The 20,104-nt window shown below is 72.8% G+C and carries 14 protein-coding genes and 1 pseudogene; 8 read left to right on the top strand and 7 right to left on the bottom strand.

What is annotated here, in order from left to right:
• The first annotated feature begins 188 nt into the window (after positions 1–188).
• The 3 genes from ACZ6SD_RS01010 (at position 189) to ACZ6SD_RS01000 (ending at position 4,150) form a co-directional block, all read left to right on the top strand.
• A complete protein-coding gene (locus tag ACZ6SD_RS01010; protein WP_465314824.1) occupies positions 189–1,535 on the top strand; it encodes an NAD(P)/FAD-dependent oxidoreductase in 1,347 nt (448 codons plus the stop codon).
• An 82-nt stretch (positions 1,536–1,617) separates the two neighbouring features.
• Positions 1,618–2,871 carry a cytochrome P450 gene (locus ACZ6SD_RS01005; protein ID WP_465314823.1) on the top strand — a complete coding sequence of 418 codons (1,254 nt, stop codon included), beginning with the start codon at positions 1,618–1,620 and terminating at the stop codon, positions 2,869–2,871.
• Positions 2,872–2,941: 70 nt separating this feature from the next.
• Positions 2,942–4,150 (top strand): cytochrome P450, encoded by a 1,209-nt coding sequence (locus tag ACZ6SD_RS01000; RefSeq protein WP_465314822.1) that lies wholly within the window; start codon positions 2,942–2,944, stop codon positions 4,148–4,150.
• Between the two features lie 24 nt (positions 4,151–4,174).
• On the opposite strand, the pseudogene ACZ6SD_RS00995 reads toward ACZ6SD_RS01000, so the two are convergent.
• A pseudogene (locus tag ACZ6SD_RS00995) lies at positions 4,175–4,879 on the bottom strand (transposase).
• A gap of 68 nt (positions 4,880–4,947) precedes the next feature.
• Positions 4,948–7,104 carry a helix-turn-helix domain-containing protein gene (locus ACZ6SD_RS00990; RefSeq protein ID WP_465314821.1) on the bottom strand — a complete coding sequence of 719 codons (2,157 nt, stop codon included), beginning with the start codon at positions 7,102–7,104 and terminating at the stop codon, positions 4,948–4,950.
• A gap of 137 nt (positions 7,105–7,241) precedes the next feature.
• Here ACZ6SD_RS00990 and ACZ6SD_RS00985 point away from each other — a divergent pair, with 137 nt between their 5' ends.
• The gene (locus ACZ6SD_RS00985; RefSeq protein WP_465314820.1) at positions 7,242–7,583 is read left to right on the top strand and encodes a hypothetical protein; all 342 of its coding nucleotides are present in this window, start codon (positions 7,242–7,244) and stop codon (positions 7,581–7,583) included.
• A 216-nt stretch (positions 7,584–7,799) separates the two neighbouring features.
• On the opposite strand, the gene ACZ6SD_RS00980 is transcribed toward ACZ6SD_RS00985, so the two are convergent.
• On the bottom strand, positions 7,800–7,943 hold the full coding sequence (locus ACZ6SD_RS00980; protein WP_465314819.1) for a hypothetical protein: 144 nt from the start codon (positions 7,941–7,943) through the stop codon (positions 7,800–7,802).
• Between the two features lie 234 nt (positions 7,944–8,177).
• On the opposite strand from ACZ6SD_RS00980, the gene ACZ6SD_RS00975 reads away from it, so the two are divergent.
• Positions 8,178–10,955, top strand: coding sequence for an ATP-binding protein (locus ACZ6SD_RS00975; protein ID WP_465314818.1), 2,778 nt, complete (start codon positions 8,178–8,180; stop codon positions 10,953–10,955).
• Here the strand turns inward: ACZ6SD_RS00975 and ACZ6SD_RS00970 are convergent.
• Both ACZ6SD_RS00970 and ACZ6SD_RS00965 read right to left on the bottom strand, forming a co-directional pair.
• Positions 10,937–11,464 carry a DUF6328 family protein gene (locus ACZ6SD_RS00970; RefSeq protein ID WP_465314817.1) on the bottom strand — a complete coding sequence of 176 codons (528 nt, stop codon included), beginning with the start codon at positions 11,462–11,464 and terminating at the stop codon, positions 10,937–10,939. The two genes, ACZ6SD_RS00975 and ACZ6SD_RS00970, sit on opposite strands and share 19 nt — an antisense overlap.
• A 188-nt stretch (positions 11,465–11,652) precedes the next feature.
• A complete protein-coding gene (locus tag ACZ6SD_RS00965; RefSeq protein ID WP_465314816.1) occupies positions 11,653–12,249 on the bottom strand; it encodes an HdeD family acid-resistance protein in 597 nt (198 codons plus the stop codon).
• Positions 12,250–12,381: 132 nt separating this feature from the next.
• Between ACZ6SD_RS00965 and ACZ6SD_RS00960 the strand changes: the two genes are divergently transcribed.
• Positions 12,382–13,686 carry a caspase, EACC1-associated type gene (locus ACZ6SD_RS00960; protein WP_465314815.1) on the top strand — a complete coding sequence of 435 codons (1,305 nt, stop codon included), beginning with the start codon at positions 12,382–12,384 and terminating at the stop codon, positions 13,684–13,686.
• 1 nt (position 13,687) lies between these two features.
• Here ACZ6SD_RS00960 and ACZ6SD_RS00955 read toward each other — a convergent pair whose 3' ends face one another.
• On the bottom strand, positions 13,688–14,449 hold the full coding sequence (locus ACZ6SD_RS00955) for a Pvc16 family protein (RefSeq protein WP_465314814.1): 762 nt from the start codon (positions 14,447–14,449) through the stop codon (positions 13,688–13,690).
• The gene (locus ACZ6SD_RS00950; RefSeq protein ID WP_465314813.1) at positions 14,430–16,397 is read right to left on the bottom strand and encodes an ATP-binding protein; all 1,968 of its coding nucleotides are present in this window, start codon (positions 16,395–16,397) and stop codon (positions 14,430–14,432) included. Before ACZ6SD_RS00950 ends, ACZ6SD_RS00955 begins: the two co-directional genes overlap by 20 nt.
• Positions 16,398–16,452: 55 nt before the next feature.
• Between ACZ6SD_RS00950 and ACZ6SD_RS00945 the strand changes: the two genes are divergently transcribed.
• Both ACZ6SD_RS00945 and ACZ6SD_RS00940 read left to right on the top strand, forming a co-directional pair.
• Positions 16,453–17,904: an NlpC/P60 family protein gene (locus tag ACZ6SD_RS00945; RefSeq protein ID WP_465314812.1), complete on the top strand. Its 1,452-nt coding sequence runs from the start codon at positions 16,453–16,455 to the stop codon at positions 17,902–17,904.
• 74 nt (positions 17,905–17,978) lie between these two features.
• Positions 17,979–19,784, top strand: a complete 1,806-nt coding sequence (locus ACZ6SD_RS00940; RefSeq protein ID WP_465314811.1) for a dynamin family protein — start codon at positions 17,979–17,981, stop codon at positions 19,782–19,784.
• Positions 19,785–20,104: the final 320 nt, after the last annotated feature.

Raw genomic sequence — 20,104 nt, 5'->3', positions numbered from 1 at the left:
GCGGTCACATGAATTGCCCGTTAATGCGGAAAATTTGTCCCGCACGATAGGGCCTGTCAATAGCGTCATCGTTCGTGGCGATGACCAAGACGTAATGGCGCGATTGGCCGCGCGCATTCTTGTTGACCCGGCGGCGGTTCCGGCAGCACGATCACCGCGCACCCCCCACTTTTCCGGGAAGGCACCCCATGGCATCCGGCACCCATGCCGTCGTCCTCGGCGCGAGCATCGCGGGACTGCTCACCGCCCGGGTACTGCACGAGCACTACGACCGGGTCACCGTCGTCGAACGCGACCACCTGCCCTCGGCCAAGCAGCGGCGCGGCGTGCCGCAGGGCAGGCACCTGCACGGCCTGATGGAGCGCGGCCGCTCGATCATGGAGTCGCTCTACCCCGGGCTGACCGACGAGGTGAGCAGGCTGGGCGCGCCCACCACCGAGGTGCTGGTCCGGTCGCGCTGGTACCTCAGCGGGCTGCGCGCCCACCCCACCCCCACCGGCCTGACCACGCTGCTGGCGAGCAGGCCGCTGCTGGAGACCGAGATCCGCAGGCGCACCGCGGCGCTGGGCGTCGTGCTGCGCGAGCGGACCTCGGCCGTCGGCCTGATCACCTCAGGCGGCAAGGTGACCGGCGTCGAGGTTTCCGATAACGAGGGCCGGATCGAGGCCATCGCCGCCGACGTCGTGGTCGACGCCACCGGGCGGGCTTCCCGCGCCCCGGACTGGCTGGCCGCGATGGGCGCCGCCGTGCCGGAGGAGGAGCGGGTCGAGGTGGACCTCGGCTACGCCTCGCGCACCTACCGCCGCAGCCCGGAGCACCTGGACGGGGACTACGGGGTGGTCATCTCGACCATGCCGGGCAGGCGCGGCGGCGGCGCGATCCGGCTGGAGGGCGACCGCTGGCACGTCACCCTCGGCGGGATGCTGGGCGACCACCCGCCCACCGACCACGACGGCTTCACCGCGTTCGCCGCGACGCTGCCGGTGCCCGACATCCACCGCATCGTCTCGGTCGCCGAGCCGCTCGACGACGCCGTCCCGCACCGCTTCCGCGGCTCGCTGCGCCGCTACTACGAGCGCATGGCCGCGCCGCCGCAGGGCTTCCTGGTCGTCGGCGACGCGCTGTGCAGCTTCAACCCGCTCTACGCCCAGGGCATGACGGTGGCCGCCCAGCAGGCGCTGGCGCTGCGCGAGTGCCTGCCCGACACCGGCGACCTGCCCGCCCGCTTCTACGCCAAGGCGGCGCGGCTGGTCGACATCGCCTGGCAGATGTCCACCAACTCCGACCTCAACCACCCCGGCGTCGTCGGCAACCGCACTCTGCGCACCCGGCTGGTGAACAGCTACGTGACCCGGGCGCACCGGGCCGCGCACGTCGACCCCACGGTGGCGCGCACCTTCATGCGGCTGGCGAACCTGGTCGAGTCGCCGACCGCGCTGATGCGCCCGGCGATGATCGCGCGGGTGCTCTGGCAGAGCACCCGAAATGTTCACCCGGAATTGGTCCCGACCCCGGTCCGGGTGCCGGGAGAATAACTTCCAGACTCGCCCAGGTTTTCCGCCCGCTCGGGCTGGACTATTCCCGCGGTGCGCTTTCCACCGAATCGGAGTCGCAAAAGTGAGCGAACACCAGACCGAGGGGCTCACCCCGGTGCAGCTGGCCGTCGTCGAGAGCGTCGCGCCGAATTGGCGGCACGACCCGTATCGCAGTTACGACGTGCTGCGCGCGGCCGGGCCGTTCATCCCGGGCCCGATGGACACCCACCTCGTGCCGCGCTACCGCGAGGCGGACCTGATCATGCAGAACCCGGACTGGAGCCACGCCGAGGAGTCCGAGCTGCTGCACCCCGACAGCGACGTCGAGCTGCCCGGGTCGTTCCTGTGGATGGAGCCGCCGGACCACACCCGGCTGCGCGGCCTGGTGTCCAAGGCGTTCACGATGCGCACCGTCGAGGGGTTGCGCGCGCGGACCGAGCAGGTCGTGGCCGACCTGATGGACAAGCTGCTCGCCGAGGGCTCCGAGACCGAGGTCGACCTGCTGGAGTCGCTGGCGTACCCGCTGCCGCTGACCATGGTGTGCGAGCTGCTCGGCGTGCCAGCCGAGGCGCATGACGAGGTGCGGCAGATGTCCGCGGCCATCGCCCGCGGCCTCGACCCCGACGCGCTGCTGTCGCCGGACGAGCTGGCCGCGCGCACCAAGGCGGTGCACGCGTTCACCGACTTCTTCACCGACCTGGTGGCCCAGCGCCGCAAGGACCCCCGCGACGACCTGATCACCCGGCTGGCCCAGGCCGAGGCCGAGGGCGCCCGGATGACCCCGACCGAGCTGCTGGGCACGCTGCTGATCCTGGTCGTGGCCGGGCACGAGACCACGGTCAACCTGATCGGCAACGGCGTGCTGGCCCTGATCCGCAACCCGGACCAGTTCGCCGCGCTCAAGGCCGACCCCGACCTCGCCGCGCCCGCCGCGGACGAGATCCTGCGCTACGACGCGCCCGTGCACCTGACCACCCGCACCGCCCGCAAGGAGATCACTGTCTCCGGGCGCACGTTCGCCCCGGGTGAGAGCGTGATCGTGCTGTTCGGCTCGGCCAACCGCGACCCGGAGGCGTTCGCCGACGCCGACCGCCTCGACCTGACCCGCTACGGCGCGGGCAAGCGGGTCAACCGGCACCTGTCGTTCGGCCTTGGCCTGCACTACTGCATCGGCGCGCCGCTGGCCCGGCTGGAGATGGAGCTGTCGCTGCGCGCGATCGCCTCGCGCGTCAAGGAGTTCACCCTGCGCGACGACCCGCCGCCGTACCGCCCGAACCTGGTGGTGCGGGGCATGTCGGAACTGTTCGTCCGTGTCGAGGCTCAGGAGAACCGATGAGCGAGCTTGCGAGCGAACCATTGACACAGTGCGTAGGCGCGCGGGGCCACCGATCTTGTGAGGTGGCCTGATGAGCGCCCCGTCCGTCGAGGCCTTCTGGGTCGACGACCACGCGAACCCCTACCCCAGCTACGACCGGCTGCGCGCGGAAGCCCTCGTGCCGCACCTGCTCGACGACGTGCCGGTCACCCTGATCACCCGCTACGACGAATGCGCCGAGGTGCTGACCGGCGCGGACTGGGGCCACGGCTACGCCGAGGGCATCAGCCCGTTCCGGGACACGGTCGCGGCGATCCCCGGCTCGTTCGTGCGCATGGACCCGCCCGAGCACGGGCGGCTGCGCGGCCTGGTCAACAAGGCGTTCACCCCGCGCACGGTCGCCGACATGGTGCCGCTGGCCCAGTCCGTTGTGGACGAACTGGTCACCGAGGGGCTGCGGCGCGGCGAGATCGATGTCCTCAATGGACTCGCGGTGCCGCTGGCCGTCGCCATGATCCCCGGACGGCTGCTGGGCGCGCCGGTGGCCGACGGCCCGCTGTTCCGCAAGTGGCAGCTGGCCATCGCCCGCGGCAGCGACCCCGACCACCTGCTCGGCCCCGCCGACATCGCCGCCCGCTCCGCCGCGGCGCAGGAGTGCCTGGCCTACTTCCACGGCCTCATCACCGCCAAGCGCGCCGCCCCGACCCCGGACCTGCTCAGCGAGCTGATCGCGGTGGAGCAGGCGGGCGACCAGCTCGCCGAGCGGGAGATCCTGGGCCTGTGCGTGCTGCTGCTGGTGGCGGGCATGGAGACCTCGATCAACCTGATCGGCAACGGGATGCTCGCCCTGCTGCGCAATCCCGACCAACTCGCCCTGCTGCGCGAGCGCCCGGAGCTGATGGCCTCCGCCATCGATGAAATGCTCCGCTACGACGCCCCGACCCAGTTCACGATCCGGGTCGCCCTCGCCGACACCACGGTCGGCGGGCGCCGGTTCAAGCGCGGCGACGGCGTGGTCGTGCTGACCGCGTCCGCCAGCCGCGACCCGCTGGTCTACCCGAACGCCGACGCCTTCGACATCACCCGGTACGACGGCAAGCACCCCGCCCGCAGGCACCTCGGCTTCAGCCTGGGCCTGCACTACTGCGTTGGCGCCCCACTGGCCAGGATCGAGGCGGAAGCGGCGTTCCGCGCCCTGCTCGACCGCGCGCCGGAGCTGTCGCTGGCCACCGAGACCGTCGAGTACCAGCCCAGCCTCATCCACCGCGGGATCTTGTCCCTGCCGGTGCGGCTGTCCTGATCTCAGAGGGCAGCTGATCTTGGTTTAGTTGGTGATGTCCGGTTTGGGTGGGTCGTTGCGCCAGGTTTGGGTGGTTTCACCGGTCAGTTCCCGGCGCATTTTGTTGGCCATGGCCCAGTGGATCATCGTGCGTGACCGCTGGGGCAGGGTTTCGTAGCCGCGGACGAGCAGGCGGTGTTGCGTCAACCAACCCAGCGCGCGCTCTACCACCCACCGACGCGGCAACACGTGGAACCCTTTGGCGGCAGGGCGTTTGACGACTTCACCCTGGATACCCTGACCGGCTCCATGACGGAGGACCGCGTTGTTGTAACCACCATCCACCCACACCATCGACACACTCGGCTGCGTGGTGGCGACCTGATCCAGAACCTCCCGGCCGCCCCTGGAATCCTGCACCGACGCCGCGGTCACGATCACCGCGAGCAGCAAGCCCAGCATGTCGGTGGCGATGTGCCGGCTCCTGCCCTTGATCTTCTTGCCCGCGTCGATGCCTTGACTGGTTTCGCCGACATCGCAGGAGGTCTTCACGCTCTGCGAGTCGATGATCGCCGCACGATCCCGGTCCGGCACATGTACAGGATCGCGTTCACGATCTCCCGCAAGTCATGCACGCGCCTCACGGGTCCCCGGCCCACGCCGAGCCGCACGCCACGCCGTCAACGTCGACTCGATCAACGCCCACCGAGCATCGGACAAGTCACCGCGATACACACACCGCCCACCCACGAGTCGACCAAGCCATCAGTGACGTCCCGAACCGGACATACCACCACCAACCAAGATCAGATGCCCTCTCAGGGCTCGACGCGGACGAGCCTGCGGCCGGGGCGCTGACCGATTTGCTCGCGCAGTCGGCCCGCGAACTCGGGCAGCGCGCGGCTGGTGACGACGAGCTTGGCGCTGCCCTCGGCGGCGTCCAGCAGGGTCTGGAGGTGGTCGGCGGCCAGGCCCGCGGTGTCGACGCCGTGGAAGCGGGCGCCGCCCCGGCCGCGTTCGGGGCGGGTCAGCTCGTCAAAGCCGTCCAGCAGCAGGACGACGCGCCCTGAGCGGAGCAGGTAGGCGAACTTCTCCGGCGTGAACCCCTCGTCCTCGTCGTGCGCGGCGAGGTGGCGCCGGACGAGTTCGTCCAGCGTGCCCGCGCGCGCCAGGTCGCGGGCCTGGAGCAGGATCGGGACCAGGTCCGGCACTTCGGCGGGCAGCCTGCGGGCCAGGTCGCGCAGCAGCGCCGTCGTGCCCTGGCCGGGGTCGCCCAGCACCATCACGAACTGGGCCTGCGCCGAGCGCAGCCAGCGCAGCGCAGCGCCGGGCAGGTCCGCCCGGACCTCCCCCGGCTCGTCGCCGACGACCCGGAACGCGGCCGGGGCCCGCTCGGGGTCGCCCGCGAGCCGCTCGGTCTGCCGGGCCAGGTAGCCGCGCAGGTCGAGCAGCCCCTGGAACTCCAGCAGGCTGCGCAGCAGCACGCCCCGGCCGCGGGCGTGGGTGAGCAGGGCGTCGTCGGGGCGTCCGCCCTGGTAGACCAGCTCGGAGTCCACCCCGATCCGGAACGAGTCGGCCTCGGCGAGGAACGCGTCCAGGTCCTGCCGGGTCGGATCGCCGACGCAGCCGCCCAGCCGCAGTTGCCGGGTGAACCCGGCGTCGTCGTAGGTGACCAGCAGGTAGGGCGGATCGTGCTCGACGGTCTCGACCGCGGCGCCGGGATGGCGTTTCCGGGCCACCGCGGCGAGCCTGCGCAGCAGCACGGACACGGCGTCCGCGCGCCGGGCGGGCTCGGCGGCGATCTGCTGGCCCGCCTGGCCCGCCTGGCCGGAGTCCGGCACTGGTCGGGAGTCCGGCCGGGGCAGGGTCGTGCCCGCCGAGGGCCACGGCCGAGCCAGCCGCTCGACCTCGTCGGCGGTCCAGCCAGGGCCACCCGGATCGAAGTGGCGTCCCCACAGGGTCAGCCCGGCCGGAGTGACCCGCAGAAGCTGGTACCGGCGCCCGCTGCCCGCGCCCGCCACAGGCAGCCCGGACGCGAGCTCGCCCAAGCCCGCGCCGTCGCCGTGCAGGAGCAGGTTCACCTCGTCCCCCAGCGCCTCGGCGTCCCGCAGCCCGCGCTCGGCGTCGGGGAGCGGGCTGTGGTGCACCGCGCCGATCCGCAGCCAACCGCGGTCGCGGTAGTCGGCCAGCCGTTCGGCGAACCAGACTGCCTGCTCCTGGCCGACCGAGCCGTACTGGTCTTCGTCGCGGTGGCTGATGGCGATGGTCGAGTTGTATCCGGCCACGACGACCTGCAACTCGGCGATCTCGACCAGGGTCCACGGTCGCCCCGCCTCGAACCCGGCTCCTGGGACGTCCGCGCACAGGTCGCGCAAGAGCCGCTGGTAGTGCTCCCACTTCGGGAAGTACGGCGGCGTCGGCTCGACTTCGTCCGCCTCGCAGGCGGCGAAGTAGGCCATGCACTTCTTGCGGCTCACGTCGGAGGCCCCGGGCACGACGACGATCCTGCTCCGATCCAGGCCAAGTCGCTCCGCCAGCCCGCCCAGGACCTGCTCCGCCTCGGCGAACTCGCCGACGCGCGCGGTCGCGGTCAGCCCACCGGTGACGACCAGCAGGTCCGGCCAGACGCCGTGGTCCTCGGCAAGCTGCTCCACGTCGCCGGGCAAGGCGAGCACCGCGTCGTCGCCGGAGCCGAGCAGGAGGTCGGACAGGTGCAGGACCGTCACCGACGCCTCGTCGCCTTCCTCGGCGGCGAGCAGCTCGGTGGGGGTGATGCCGAAGACGCGCGCCAGCACCTCGACCTCCTCCGCGGTGACGGACTTGCGAACGCCTGACTCGATCTTGGCGATCGTGCTCCTGGTGAGGGTGTCAAGGCCAGCCCGCGCGCATTCCTCGGCCAATTGGCGGGCCGACCACCCGTGCCGAGTGCGGAGCAGGCGCACCCGATCGGCAACGAGTCCGGTTGTTCGCCCCATGTCGCTCCCCGCGCCGCAGCCGCCAAGCGGAGCAATTCCTGTCATCTATCCCACACCCTGGGCGGACATTGGTAGACTGCTCCGTATAAGCACAGCCTACGCCACCAGAGTCGCTCGGGGACAGAGGATCAGCCTCCATGCTCCGTTTCGGCTACAAAGGACGGTGCATCGTGGCCGACCACGCGCACCCGGAGACCGGTCCGCCGCCGAAGCCGTACCACTCCGTCCGCGACCCCAAGGCCCCACGGGACGGGCTCGACCTGTGTGACCGCGTCCTCTACCGAGCCACGCAGTCGTGGGCCGCCGCGGGCAGGCACGCGCTGATCCTGCTGACCCTGCTGGTGTGCTTCGGCGGCCTGCTCTACCTGGCGAAGGGGGTGTCGCCGTGGATCGGCGTCGCCATCGCCTCGGGCGCGGTCGCCGTCCGGACCCGAGGGCAGCGGCGCAAAGAGGAAAAGGAGGAATCCGACTCGCGATGAGGCCCAGCGGCGGACCGGTTCCCGACTTACCGCTGCGGGGCGGCCGTCAGGAGCGCTCTTCGCGTCTTGGGCAAGTGGAAGCCGGTCAGCCCCGACGCGGGGCGACGCCACGGCCGCGCGCCCCGCACGTTCGCCGGGCGAGCGATGCGGGGCGGCGCGGTTTTCCGGTCAGGCGCCGGTAGAACACCCAGGGACTGGGCGGGCAGGTCACCGGCGTCAGTTGTGGGTCATGTGCGGTCCGACGCTGTTGTGCGTCATGTCCGGGGAGTCGGCCGCGGCAGCGGGACCCGCCAGGGCGAAGCCCGTGACGAGCGCGGACACGGCGATCAGGGCGGCGATGAGCGATCGCTTGAGAGCCATGGGGATCCTCCGTCGATCGTCCGGTCCGAGCCGGGCGGCCCACCGGGGGTGCGCGAAGTCGATCAGGGAAGATCGTCGCAGCGGGGGGCTGCCGGGGAGACAACGCGCGGTGAATGCGCGGCCAACCCCAGACGTCCGCGTCGTGGTCACCCGCCGCGACCAGCGAACGGCCATCGGGCTTAATTTAAGATCAATACGTTGTTAATGATCTGTTCACTTCTATATCCTGGCCGGATGCCCGATTCGTTCATCGGCAGGGACGCCGAGCGACGCCGCCTCGACGGCTGCGTCGACGCGCTGCTCGGCGGGCGCGGCGGCGCGGTCCTGGTCGAGGGCGAGCCGGGCATCGGCAAGACCACGCTGGTGCGGGTGGCCGTCGACCGCGCGGAAAGCCTGGGCTGCCGGGTGCGCTGGGGCGCGGGCGACGAACTCGGCCAAACGCTGCCACTGCTGCCGTTGCTGGACGCGCTGCGCGACGACGACGCGTGGACGCGGTCGGTCGACCGCCTGCTGCGCGGCGAGGGCGGCGCGGCCGACCCGGTCGCCGCCGCGGCGCAGCGGGTGCTCGCCCTGGTCGACAAGCTCTGCCGCGCCGAGCCGACCGTGCTCGTCCTGGACGACCTGCAATGGGCCGACCGAGCCACGCTCGCGCTGTGGTGCAGGCTGGCCAGGCGCGCGGCCGAGGCGCCGCTGCTGCTCATCGGGACCGCCCGCCAGTTCCCGCGCCGGACCGAACTGCTCGCCGCGCGCCGCGCCGTCGGGCGCACCGGCGTGCTCAAGGTCGACCGGCTGCCCGAAGCGGAGGTCGCCGTCCTGGTCGGCGCGCTCGCGGGCGCGGAACCGGGCGAGAACCTGCTCGCGCTCGCCGCCGGAGCCGCCGGAAACCCGTTGTACGTCACCGAACTGGTCGACGCGGTGCGCCGCTCGGCCGCGCTGGCGGTCTCCCCGGAGCGGGCCGAGCTGACCGGCGACCCGGCGCCGGGGTCGATGGCCGCGGCGATCGCGCACCGGCTCGATTTCCTGAGCGGGCGGGCCCGCGAGGTGCTGCGCGCCGCGGCGCTGCTCGGCGTCGAGTTCGACCTCGGCGACCTCGCGGCCGTGCTGGGCGAGCCGGTCGCCGCGCTGGTCGACGCGCTGGAGGAGGCGCACGTCGCCGGGGTGCTGCGGGAATCCGCTGGCGGCCTGGCGTTCCGGCACCCGCTCATCCGCGACGCCATCCACGACGGCCTGCCCGCCCCGATCCGCGCCGTGCGCCACCACGCGGCGGCGATGGCGCTGGCCGAGGCGGGCGCGCCGATCCACCGGGTCGCGCGCCAGTTCCTGCGCGCGGTCGACCTCTCCGGCGCGGCCGGGCTGGACGACTGGTCGACCGCGTGGCTGGCCGAGGCCGCGCCCGCGCTCATCGCCCAGGCGCCCGCGGTGGCGATCGGGCTGCTCGACCGGGCGGTGCGCGACGCGCCCGGCGGCCCGCTGGCCGCCCGGCTCGCCGACGCCCTGTACCGGACCGGGGAACCCGGGCGCGCGGAAGCGGTCGCCACCCGCGCGCTGGCCGCGGCGACCGACCCGGACGTGCTGGTCGACCTGCACTGGACGCTGGCGCAGTGCCGGGCGATGGCGGGGCGGTCCGCGCGGTCGCTCGCCGCGCTCGCCGAGGCCATGGCCCAGCCGGGGCTGCGCACCGGGCACCGCGCGCGGCTGCTGGTGCTGACCGCCCGCGCGCACCGCGACCTGGGCGAGGTCGACCTCGCGGGTGTCGTCGCCGGGGAAGCGCTCGCCCTCGCCGAGGACGCTGGGGACCGGTGGGCGCTGGGGTGGGCGCTGCACGTGCTGACGATCGTGTCGGTGATGCGCGGGGAGGTCGCCGCCGCGCTGCCGCTGTTCGACCGCGCGCTCGCGGTGTGCGCCGCCGACCCGGCGCTGCTCGACCTGCGGCTGCTGTTGCAGGTCAACCAGGCCGTCGCGCTGGGCGACCTGGACCGCTACGACGAGGCCATCGCCGCGGGCGAGCAGGTGCGCGGGCTGGCCGAGGAGACCGGCTGCCTGGTGCGGCTGGCCCAGGCGCACACCGCGCTCGGGGAGCTGCTCTACGACGTCGGCCGCTGGGCCGACGCGCTCGCCGAGGTGGAGGCGCTGCCCGACGAGGTCAAGGACCCGGGCGTGGCCTGCTGCGACCACGGGGTGGCGGCCATGGTCGCGTTCCATCGGGGCGACCCGGACACCGGAGCCCGGCACGTCGCCGCGGCGGGCCCGCACGCGCGGCGGATCGGCAACCGGGTGATCGGTTCCCTGGCGCTGGCCCGCGCGCTCGACCACGAGCGCCGGGGGAACCCGGACCGGGCGCTGGCCGAGTTGCTGGGGTGCCTGACCGCGCAAGCGGAGGAACTGGAGGAGATGGAAGACCTCCTGCCCGAGACGGTGCGGCTCGCAGTGCCGCTGCGCGACCGCGCCGCCGCCGCGTACGCCGCCGGGCTCGCGGAGAAGCTGGCCCAGTCGAGCGCGATCCCGCACCGGACCGCCGCCGCGCTGCTGTGCCGAGGCCTGCTCGACGGCGACCCGGCTGCGCTGCTGTCCGCGGCCGAGCACTACCTCACCGCGGGCAGGCCGCTCGCCCAGGCCCGCGCGCTGCACGCCGCCGCCGTGGCCTTCGCCGCCCAAGCCGACCCGACCGCGGCGCGGGCCGCGTTCAGCGCGGCCGACGACCTCTACACGACCCTGGGCGCGACCTGGGACGCGGCGAGCCTGCGGGCCGAACTGCACGCGCACGGCATCCGCCGAGGACCGAGGGCGCGGCACCGGCCCGAGCGGACCGGGTGGGCCAGCCTCACCCCGGCCGAATCGCGGATCGCGGCGATGGTGGCGCAGGGCCTGTCCAACCCGCAGATCGCCGACCGGCTGGTGCTCTCGCCGAGAACCGTGGCCACCCACGTCTCGCACATCCTGGCGAAGCTCGGCGTGGCTTCCCGCACCGACGTGGCCCGGGAAGCCGCCACCCGCTACCGCGACTCCGGCTGACGCACCCGCCTGCTCCACAGTGGAGCGACGAACCACCAGATCGCGAACCAGCCCATGGTGCCGCCGGAAAGCCACAGCGCGGGCCCGGTGCCCAGCACGACGTCGAGGATCAGCAGCAGCGACGAGCCCAGTGAGGACATAAGCAAACCCAAGCCGCACAAGGTGAACCGGGCGGTCGCCCGCACCAGCCTGCGCTTGAGCCCCCGCCGGAACACCAGCCGGTGAAACGGCGCTGGCGCGATCAGCAGCGCGGTGGCCCCCGCGCCGAGCAGCAGGGCCACCACGTACACGGTCCGCTGGAAGTCGGTGATCTCCCCGAACCTCGGCGTGAACGCCAGCGCCAACAGGAACGCCAGCAGGAACTGCACACCGGTCTGCGCGACCCGAACCTCTTGCAGCATCTCACCGTAGTTGCGGTCGAGCCGCTGCGTCGGCGTCTCCCCCCGGGTGGCGACCGGCCACCGGTCACGGCTGGTGTCGGTCTCGGTGGGCAAGGGGTGCAGGGTCATCACGGGCTCCACGGTCGCGCTGGTGTCGTTGTCCCCCAACCATCGCCGCTCACCGGTACCGAGACATCCGTCGGATGACGGAGACGCGAACGGCGGTGTCAGCGGCCACTGTCACCGTGCCGTCGTGAATGGACTCGCGGGTTGTCGGTCATGGACGCGTTGTCGTCTCTCCGACTGAAACACCGCGATCAGCCCGCGGCGGTCTTGGCGCGCAGGCGGCGCAGGCCGAGGGCGAACCACACCATGGCGATGCCGCGCACCAGCAGCGCCAGCCCCAGAAAGACGGCCAGCGTCAGGATCGTCAAGCCGGGCAAGGCAAGCGCGATCAGACCGACCGCGAAGGTCAGCACCCCCAAGGCGACCCACAGCCCCCACATCGGCAGCCGTTTTCGCCAGGACACCGACGCGCCGACTTGCACGACGCCGCCGACGACGAACCCGATGCCCACCCACACCGCGACGGCCAGCAGGGTGATGCCCGGCCACACCAGCGCGACAACGCCGAGCACCAGCCACAGCGCGCCCAGGACATAGGACGGCCACCCGGCGTGGTAGCGGTCGGCGGTGACGATCTCCGCCACCCCGTCCACGATCAACGCGATCGCCACCAGCACGGCCAGCGTCCCCACCGCGGCGGCGAGGTCGGCCAGAAGCAGCACCCCCAGCACGGCCACCGCGAATCCCAGCAGGGCGACCACCCACCACCGCCCGGTGATCCCGCGCAGGGCGCGGGCGGACTCCTGGTCGAACGACACCGAGAACGCGCGGGGCGGGACCACCGTCATGTCGGGCTCCTCCTTTGTCCACCACGAGGATGCGGGCCACCCCGCACCCCCGCCAGCCGAGCCCGCCACCCGAGTGATCACCGCTCGTAGAATCCGGTCGCCCGACCATGCTCACCGAGCGAAGGACCACCAGTGCGACTTCCCGACCCGGCGCGCTCGACCGCGGTCCTCATCGGCGTGAGCGAACACCAGACGGCCGCCCTGCCGGACCTTCCCGCGGTCGGCGGCAATCTGCGCGCGCTGGCGGCGGCGCTCACCGACGCCCGCTGGGGCGGATTCCACCCGGACCGCACGATCACCCTGGAGAACCCCGAGTCCGCGCGCGCGGTTTACCGGACCCTGCGCCAGCAGGCCGCGCGGACCGAGGACACCCTGGTCGTGTACTTCGCGGGCCACGGCCTGACCAGCGACGCGCGTCCCGAACTCTTCCTGGCGCTGCCTGACACCGATCCCGACGAGTTGCGCGTCAGCGCCCTGCCCTTCGACGTGATCCGGGAAATCTTTCGCGACTCGCCCGCGGCCAACCGGGTGCTCATCCTGGACTGCTGTTTCAGCGGCCACGCCACCGCGGCCTTCATGTCGCCGGGCGCCGCCGTTCTGGGCGGGCAGGTCGAAATCAGCGGCACCTACACATTGGCCTCGACCTCGGCCAACGCCGTTTCCCTCGCGCCCGTGGGCGCGCCCCACACCGTGTTCACCGGCGCCTTGGTCGACATCCTCCGCGAGGGCTTACCCGACGGCCAGGAACTGCTGAGCCTGAGCGCTGTGTACCGGTCGTTGCGGCACACCATGATGACGCGCGGCCACCCGCTGCCCACCCAGCGCGGCACGGACACCGCGGACCTTCTCGCCCTGACCCGCAACCCGGCCCGAGCGGCGCCGCCACCGCCCCCGGCCGCCGCGGTGTCGTTTTCGGGGTCGGTCAGGCGTGAGCGGCTGAGGCGGCAGAAGATGTGGCTCTGGGGCATGATCGCCGTCCTCATGGTCGCGGCCGCGGCGGCCACCTCATTCGCCATCGGCCAAATCGACAATATCCTCGCCGACTCCCCGGCGAACGGAGGGGCCGGAACCTCGTCACCGATCGCCACGACCAGCGGCCCGATCACGACGACAACGGAACCACCGCAGCAGCCGCCGAAATCCCCCATTCCGGTCCTTGTTTACAACAACACCACAATCAGCGACCTGGCCAAGCGCGTGGCCGTCGACCTCACCAGTCGTCATTGGATTGTCGCTGGCACAAGCAACTACACGAGCGGGTCGATCCCGAAGAGTACCGCGTACTACCGGGCCGGAACCGACGAGGAACCAGCAGCACGAGCATTGGCGAGCGAATTCGGTTTCGCGGTCGAACCACGGTTCGACGGAATCCAGTCAGCGCCACCAGGGATAATCGTCATCGTCACCACTAACTACCGAACGCCGGGCGCCACCTGACCTAGCGGAGGTCGATCTCGCCCTTCTCCCCCACTTCGCCGCGGGGTTCGCCGTCGACGCGGATTTCGTCGCCTTCGGTGGTGGGGAGGACGAAGGTGCCGTCCGGGCGGACCTGGGTGGCGCCGTGGTCGGTGGCGATCACGGTGCCCGCGGGGGCGGGGCTGTGCCCGCCGACGAACAAGCGGGGGGCGGGATCGGCGCCGTCCGGGGTGGCGGTGACCGAGTAGCGCAGGACCGGCGGGCCAGCGGGGACCAGCAGGGCGATGTCCACCGTGGCGGTGACCGTGACGTCCAGGCCGGGTTTGAGCTGGCCGCCGAGCGCGGACCAGAAGTCCGAGTTCTCCCCGGCGCCGCCCGCCGCGAGGGTGATCTTAGGGATCGGCCGCACCGCGCGGTAGGCCTCGTGCAGGTAGCGGTCGTCCAGTTCGGGGACGCGCAGCAGGGCGGCCATGGTGGCGCCGAGCAGGGCGTGCTCGTCGCGGATGTCGGAGGTCCACGCGGTGATCAGGTAGCGGCAGTCCACCTGGGGCAGGGGCGGGCGCTGCCGGACGCGGCCGTCGGCGTCGCGCACGGTTTCCATGCCCAGGTCGCGGGCGGAGAGGTTGCGGCGGATGTCCCACAGGTACAGGTTGACCGTGGGGCGGGAGACCCGGGCCGACCACTCCTTGTCCGGGGCGGCGAAGACGATGTCGATCTCGCTGCGCGGCAGCGGGACCTCCGCGCGCAGGAACTCCTCCAGCGACTCATCGAGCAGATGCAGCATCGTCGTCCCCGTTCACCAGGTGGAAGTAGCGGCCGAACTCCGACTCCGTGCGCAGCCTGCCGAGCTTCTGGAACTCGCGTTTCACGGCCAGCACCACCCGTTCCATGGTGATCGGCCCGCCCGCGTCCGCGGCGAGGAAAGCCGCGCCGAGGACTGCGTTGTGGATGACGCCGCCGGTGATCCGGAACTGCTTGGCGAGGAAGTCGAAGTCCAGGTCGCCCACGGGCGCGCCGGGCGGGAACGAGCGCTGCCAGATGAGTTTGCGCTGCGCCTCCCCCGGCGGCTCGAACGCCACCGTGACCGCGATCCGGCGCTGGAACGCGTCATCGATGTTGCGTTGCAGGTTGGTGGCCATGACGACCAGACCCGGGTAGGACTCCAGGCGCTGCAACAGGTACGCGACTTCGATGTTGGCGTAGCGGTCGTGCGCGTCGGCGACCTCGGAGCGCTTGCCGAACAACGCGTCCGCCTCATCGAAGAACAGCACCAGGTCGCCCGCCTCGGCCGCGCCGAAGAGGCGTTCGAGCTGTTTTTCCGTCTCGCCGATGTACTTGCTGACCACCGCGGACAGGTCGATCTTGTAGAGGTCGAGGCCGAGCTGGCCCGCGATGATCTCCGCGGCCAGGGTCTTGCCGGTGCCCGACGGCCCGGAGAACATCGCGACCACCCCGGGCGAGGGCAGGTCGGAGAAGCCCCACTCGCGGTACACCGTGCCCCGGCCCCGGCAGCGCGCCACCAGCTCGGCGAGCTGGGCGGTCTGGTCGGCGGGGAGCACCAGGTCCTGGGGCCCGCGCTGGGGCCGGATGCGCAGGGCGACCCCGTCGAGGTGGCCGCCCGCGAGCCGCCGCACCCCTTCCGCGACCCGGTCGGGCTCCCCGTTCGCCGCCGCGGCGACCAGCCGGAGCTGGGTGCGGGTGAGCGGGGTGTCAGCGGGCGCGGGCACCCCGAACGCCTCTTTCCAGTCGGTGTCGTCCGCGACGCCGGAGTCCACCCGGACCTCCGTCCACGGCCGCGCGGGCAGGCTTTCCAGCGCGATGTCGCGCGGCGAGCTCAGCGCCCAGCTCAGGTGCGCGGCCCGGTCGATCCGGTCGGCGGCGGCCCGGCTCGGCGCCCCGCCCAGCTCGACCACGACGGCGCAGCCGCGCACGCTCGCCTCGCGGACCATCGCCGCCCATTCCGCGTCCGTGCCCGGCGCCGGGCACACCAGCAGCGGCGCGCCCGGCCACCGGTTCCGCACAGCCCGGACCCGGCTCTGCTGGTCCGCCCCGGACACCAGCAGGACCTCCGGACGACCTGCCCCGGCCGAGTCCGCACGTGGTTCCGGGCCGGTTTCGCGGGCGGGGCCGTCGACCACGCGGGAGCCCGCCGGGAGGGCGGGGTCGGGTGAGTCGTCGCCCGCGAGCGCCCAGACGACCCGGTCGGCGGGGGCGACCATGCGGGTGGCCCACGGGCCATCCGCAGCGACGGTGATCAGCTCGGCGGCGCGTAGCGGGGCGCCGGGGGCCAAGGCGGCGCCCTCGGCGAGGCGGCCCAGGCCTGCCAGGGTCAGGCGCGGGGTGTGGACGTTGTCCTGGAAGTAGGCCACCAGCCGCATCCGGTGCGGGGACCGGTCGACGGCGGCGACCAGGGCCAGCGCCACCGCGTCCGCCTCGCCCAAGGCCGCGGTGGCGGCCAGGCGGGCGAAGCGGGATTTCCCCTCGGCCAGGTCGTCGGCGAACCGGGCGCGCGCCAGCGCCAGCGCGGGGGCCAGCTCCGCGATCAGGGCGGCGGCCTCGGCCCGGCCGGGGCCGCCGAGTCCGGGCAGCTCGCGCAGCACGCGGTCGACTTCCTCGCGGCCGACGTAGAGGCCCGCGAAGTCGTGCGGCAGCAGCCCATCGCCGAGCCTGCACAGCAGCGCCTCACGCTGGAGCAGGGTGTCGGCGAGGACTTCCCAGGCCGCGACTCCCACCCGAGTCCTCCGATTCCCGTTCGGTTCCGAACACCCCTAACTTAGGCTGTGACCCGTGGCTCGTTACACGGCCGAACAGATTTACGCCCTCGCCCGCGAGGCCGGGTTCGCCCCCGACCAGGCGGCGACCATGACCGCGATCGCGCTCGCCGAGTCGCGCGGCCAGTCCGGCGCGCGCAACGCCGAGGGCGAGGACAGCCGCGGGCTGTGGCAGATCAACGTCGCCGCGCACACCGACCGGGCGGGCCAGGACCTCTACGACCCGGCGGTCAACGCCAAGGCCGCGTTCGAGGTGTCGCACGGCGGCGCCGACATCTCGCCGTGGACGACCACCCACGGCGGCCTGTCCGCGCGGTACCTGCGGTTCCGCGACGACGCCGAGGCCGCCGCGATCGCCTACGGCGACGGGCCGGGGCTGGGCATGTGGACCGGCAGCGACGGCTACGGCGACCGCACCAGCGCGGGCGAGCAGGGGGGCGGCGCCGAGGACGCCGACCGCCGCGCCGCGCCGAGCGACGAGGGCAGCGCGACCGTCACCGGCCAGGCCGAGCAGGCCGCGCCGGAGCCGGTGGCCGCGACCGGGACCGGCGAGGAGTTCGGCATCCCGCTGGAACCGGCCGTCCCCGCGGTCGACGGCATCGCCCAGGGGCCGGACCCGTCGACCGGGACCGGTGCCGAGTACGGCATCCCGCTTGACGGCGCGCCCGTGCCCGCGCCGACCCAGCCGCCCACGCCGGAGCCGCCGCCGGTCACCCCGGTCGCGACCGGCGGAACGGACAAGACCCAGGCGTTCCTCGACACCGCCCTCGCGCAGACCGGCGACCGGTACGTCTTCGGTCACGAGGTGAAGCTCGACGACCCGGACCCGGGCGTGTTCGACTGCTCGGAGCTGGTCCAGTGGGCCAGCAACCGGGTCGGCGTCGAAATGCCCGATGGCGCGATCTACCAGTACAAACACCTGCGCGAGCACCTGATCCCGGTCGAGCAGGCGATCGACACCCCGGGCGCGCTGCTGTTCAGCTTCTCCTCCGACCCGGACGGCCCGAAGCCGAGCGCGGCGCACGTGGCGATCAGCCTGGGCGACGGCAAGACCATCGAGGCGAAGGGCACCGAGTACGGGGTCGGGTCGTGGGAGGCGAACACGCGGCGCTTCCAGTACGCGGCGGTGATTCCCGGCATCTCCGACGGCACGGGCGCGCCGCCCCCGCCGCCCGCCGCGCCGGTCGACCCGTTCACCGAGCGGCTGGAGACCGACCCGGCCGGGATGGACGCCGCGCCCGGGGTGGTCGAGGCGAGCGAGCAGCTCACCGCGGCCGAACCCGCGCCGCCCGAGCCGACACCGCCGGTCGACGCCGCCGATCCGGTCGAGGACGTCGACACCGGCAACGCGGGCGACGTCGACCACGATGGCATCGATGACGCTTTGGCCAGCGCGACCACCTGGCCGGACGCCGAGCACGGCATTCCCGATCACGACACCCCGGACGCCCCGGAAGTCCACGCCTAACGAGACGGCGCCGGAAACCGACACCGCAGACGAAGAACCCGATCGCCGATCCGACTGGAGCGCGCTGAGCCGCGATGACCCGTTCCGCCAGCCAGACCGCCGAGATGCTCGGCTTGATCGACACCGCCGTGGCCAGGGTGCGGGCCGCCGGGCGGGCCGATCTCGTGGACAAGCTGGCCCGCGCGCGGCGCCAGCTCACCTCGGGGTCCTGGCATGTGCTGGTCGCGGGCGAGTTCAAGAAGGGCAAGAGCGCGCTGGTGAACGGGATTCTCGGGGTCGGGGTGTGCGGGTCGGACGCGGTGGCGTTCACCGCCGTGCCCACGTTCGTGCGACACGGCCAGCCCGGGGCGGCCCTGGTTGGCGAGAACGGGCGCGCCGCCGTCGACCCGCGGGCGGCGGCGGGCCACGGCCTCAGCGGAGCCGGGGACGACGGCACCAGGCTGCGCGCCGTCGAGGTCTCGCTGCCCCGCGACGTCCTCGCCGACGGGCTGGTGCTGGTCGACACCCCGGGGCTCGGCGGCGGGTTCGCCGCCGCGGCCGCCGCGGCGACCATGCGGGCGCTGGCGCTGGCCGACGGCGTCATCGTGGTCACCGACGCGTCCCAGGAGCTGACCGCGGCCGAGGTCGACTTCATCCAGCACGCCCGGCAGAGCTGCCCCAGCCTGCTCGTCGCGCTGACCAAGACCGACTTCTACCCGCACTGGCGGCGCATCCTCGACTTGGACCGCGAGCACCTGCGCGCGGCCGGAGTCGACGCCGAGGTGGTCGCGGTGTCCTCGGCGCTGCGCGAGTTGGCGCTGGACACCGGGGACCCGGCGCTGAACGCGGAGTCCGGCTTCCCGGTCCTGGTCGACCGGCTCAAGTCCCGCCTGGCCGGGCAGCGGCGGGAGCGGGCGCTGGCCGCGGCGGCGGACGCGGTGCGCACGGCCCTTTCCGGGCTCGCGGAGTCGCTCACCACCGAGCACACAGCGCTGACCAAGCCGCAGGAGCGCGCGACCACGATGCGCAAGGTCGAGGCGGCGGGCGCCCGAGCGCAGGGGTTCGTCGCCTCGTCCGCGCGGTGGATGAACACGATCAACGACCGGATCGGCGACATCCGCGGCAGGCACCGCGCCGACCTGGTCGAGCGCGGCAGGCGGCTGGAAGCCGAGGCGGGCAGGCGAATCCGGGAAGGCGACCCGTCAACGGAGTGGGCCGAGATCGTGCCGTGGCTCTACCGGCGCGCCAACGAGGAGCTGACCGACGCGCACACCCGGCTGATCCGCGCCATGGACGAGTTGGCCCGCGATATCGCCGCGGTGTTTGACGATCCGGCCGACGCGGTGGGCTCGGCGGCCGGTGGGCAGGGCGCGTGGTCGGTCGGCGAGGGGATCAAGCTGGACGCGCTGAGTTCCCGCAAGGGCGGCAAACTGGAGGTCGGGATGCACGCCGCGCGCGGCTGGTCGCTGTCGAGTTCGGTCGTCACCACGCTGCTGATCACCACGCTCAACCCTGGGCTGCTGATCGCGCTGCCGGTCACCGCGGTGCTGGGCAGCGTCTTCGCGATCCGCGCCGTGCGCACCTACCGGACCACGAAGGTCGACACCGCGCGCAATGAGGCCGTGCGGGCGGTCACGACCTACCTGAACCAGGCCAAGGCAGACGCGCTCGACGCGGGCCAGGAGGTGATCCGCCTCGGGCACGCGCGCGTCCGCGACTACTACCTCGACCGGACCGCCGAGCTGACCGCCGCCGCCCAGCACCACCGGGCCGCCGCGACAACCGCGGTCAACGCCGACGACCAGGCCGCCGCCCAGCGGGCACGTGCGGCCAAGGCCGAACTCGACCAGGTGCGGGCGATCCTCGCCGCGGCCGACCGGCTCGCCGGGGTGACCCGTTGAGCGAGCTTGCGAGCGAACAATGGGCACAGTGCGCGGGCGCGCGGAGCCACCGAACTTATGAGGTGGCCTCGTGAGCGAGCTTGCGAACGAACAATCAACACAACGCGAAGGCACGCGCACCCACCGAACCCGCGAGGCGACCCGGTGAACGAGCTTGCGAGCGAACGATTGGCACAGTGCGTGGGCACGCGGGGCCACCGAACCTGTGAGGCGGCCCCGTGAGCAAGCTTGCGAACGAACAATCAACACAACGCGAAGGCACGCGCACCCACCGAACCCGCGAGGCGACCCGGTGAACGAGCTTGCGAGCGAACGATTGG

It is taken from the genome of Actinokineospora sp. NPDC051303 (assembly GCF_055586285.1).
This window is presented reverse-complemented; position numbering and strand designations above follow the sequence as displayed.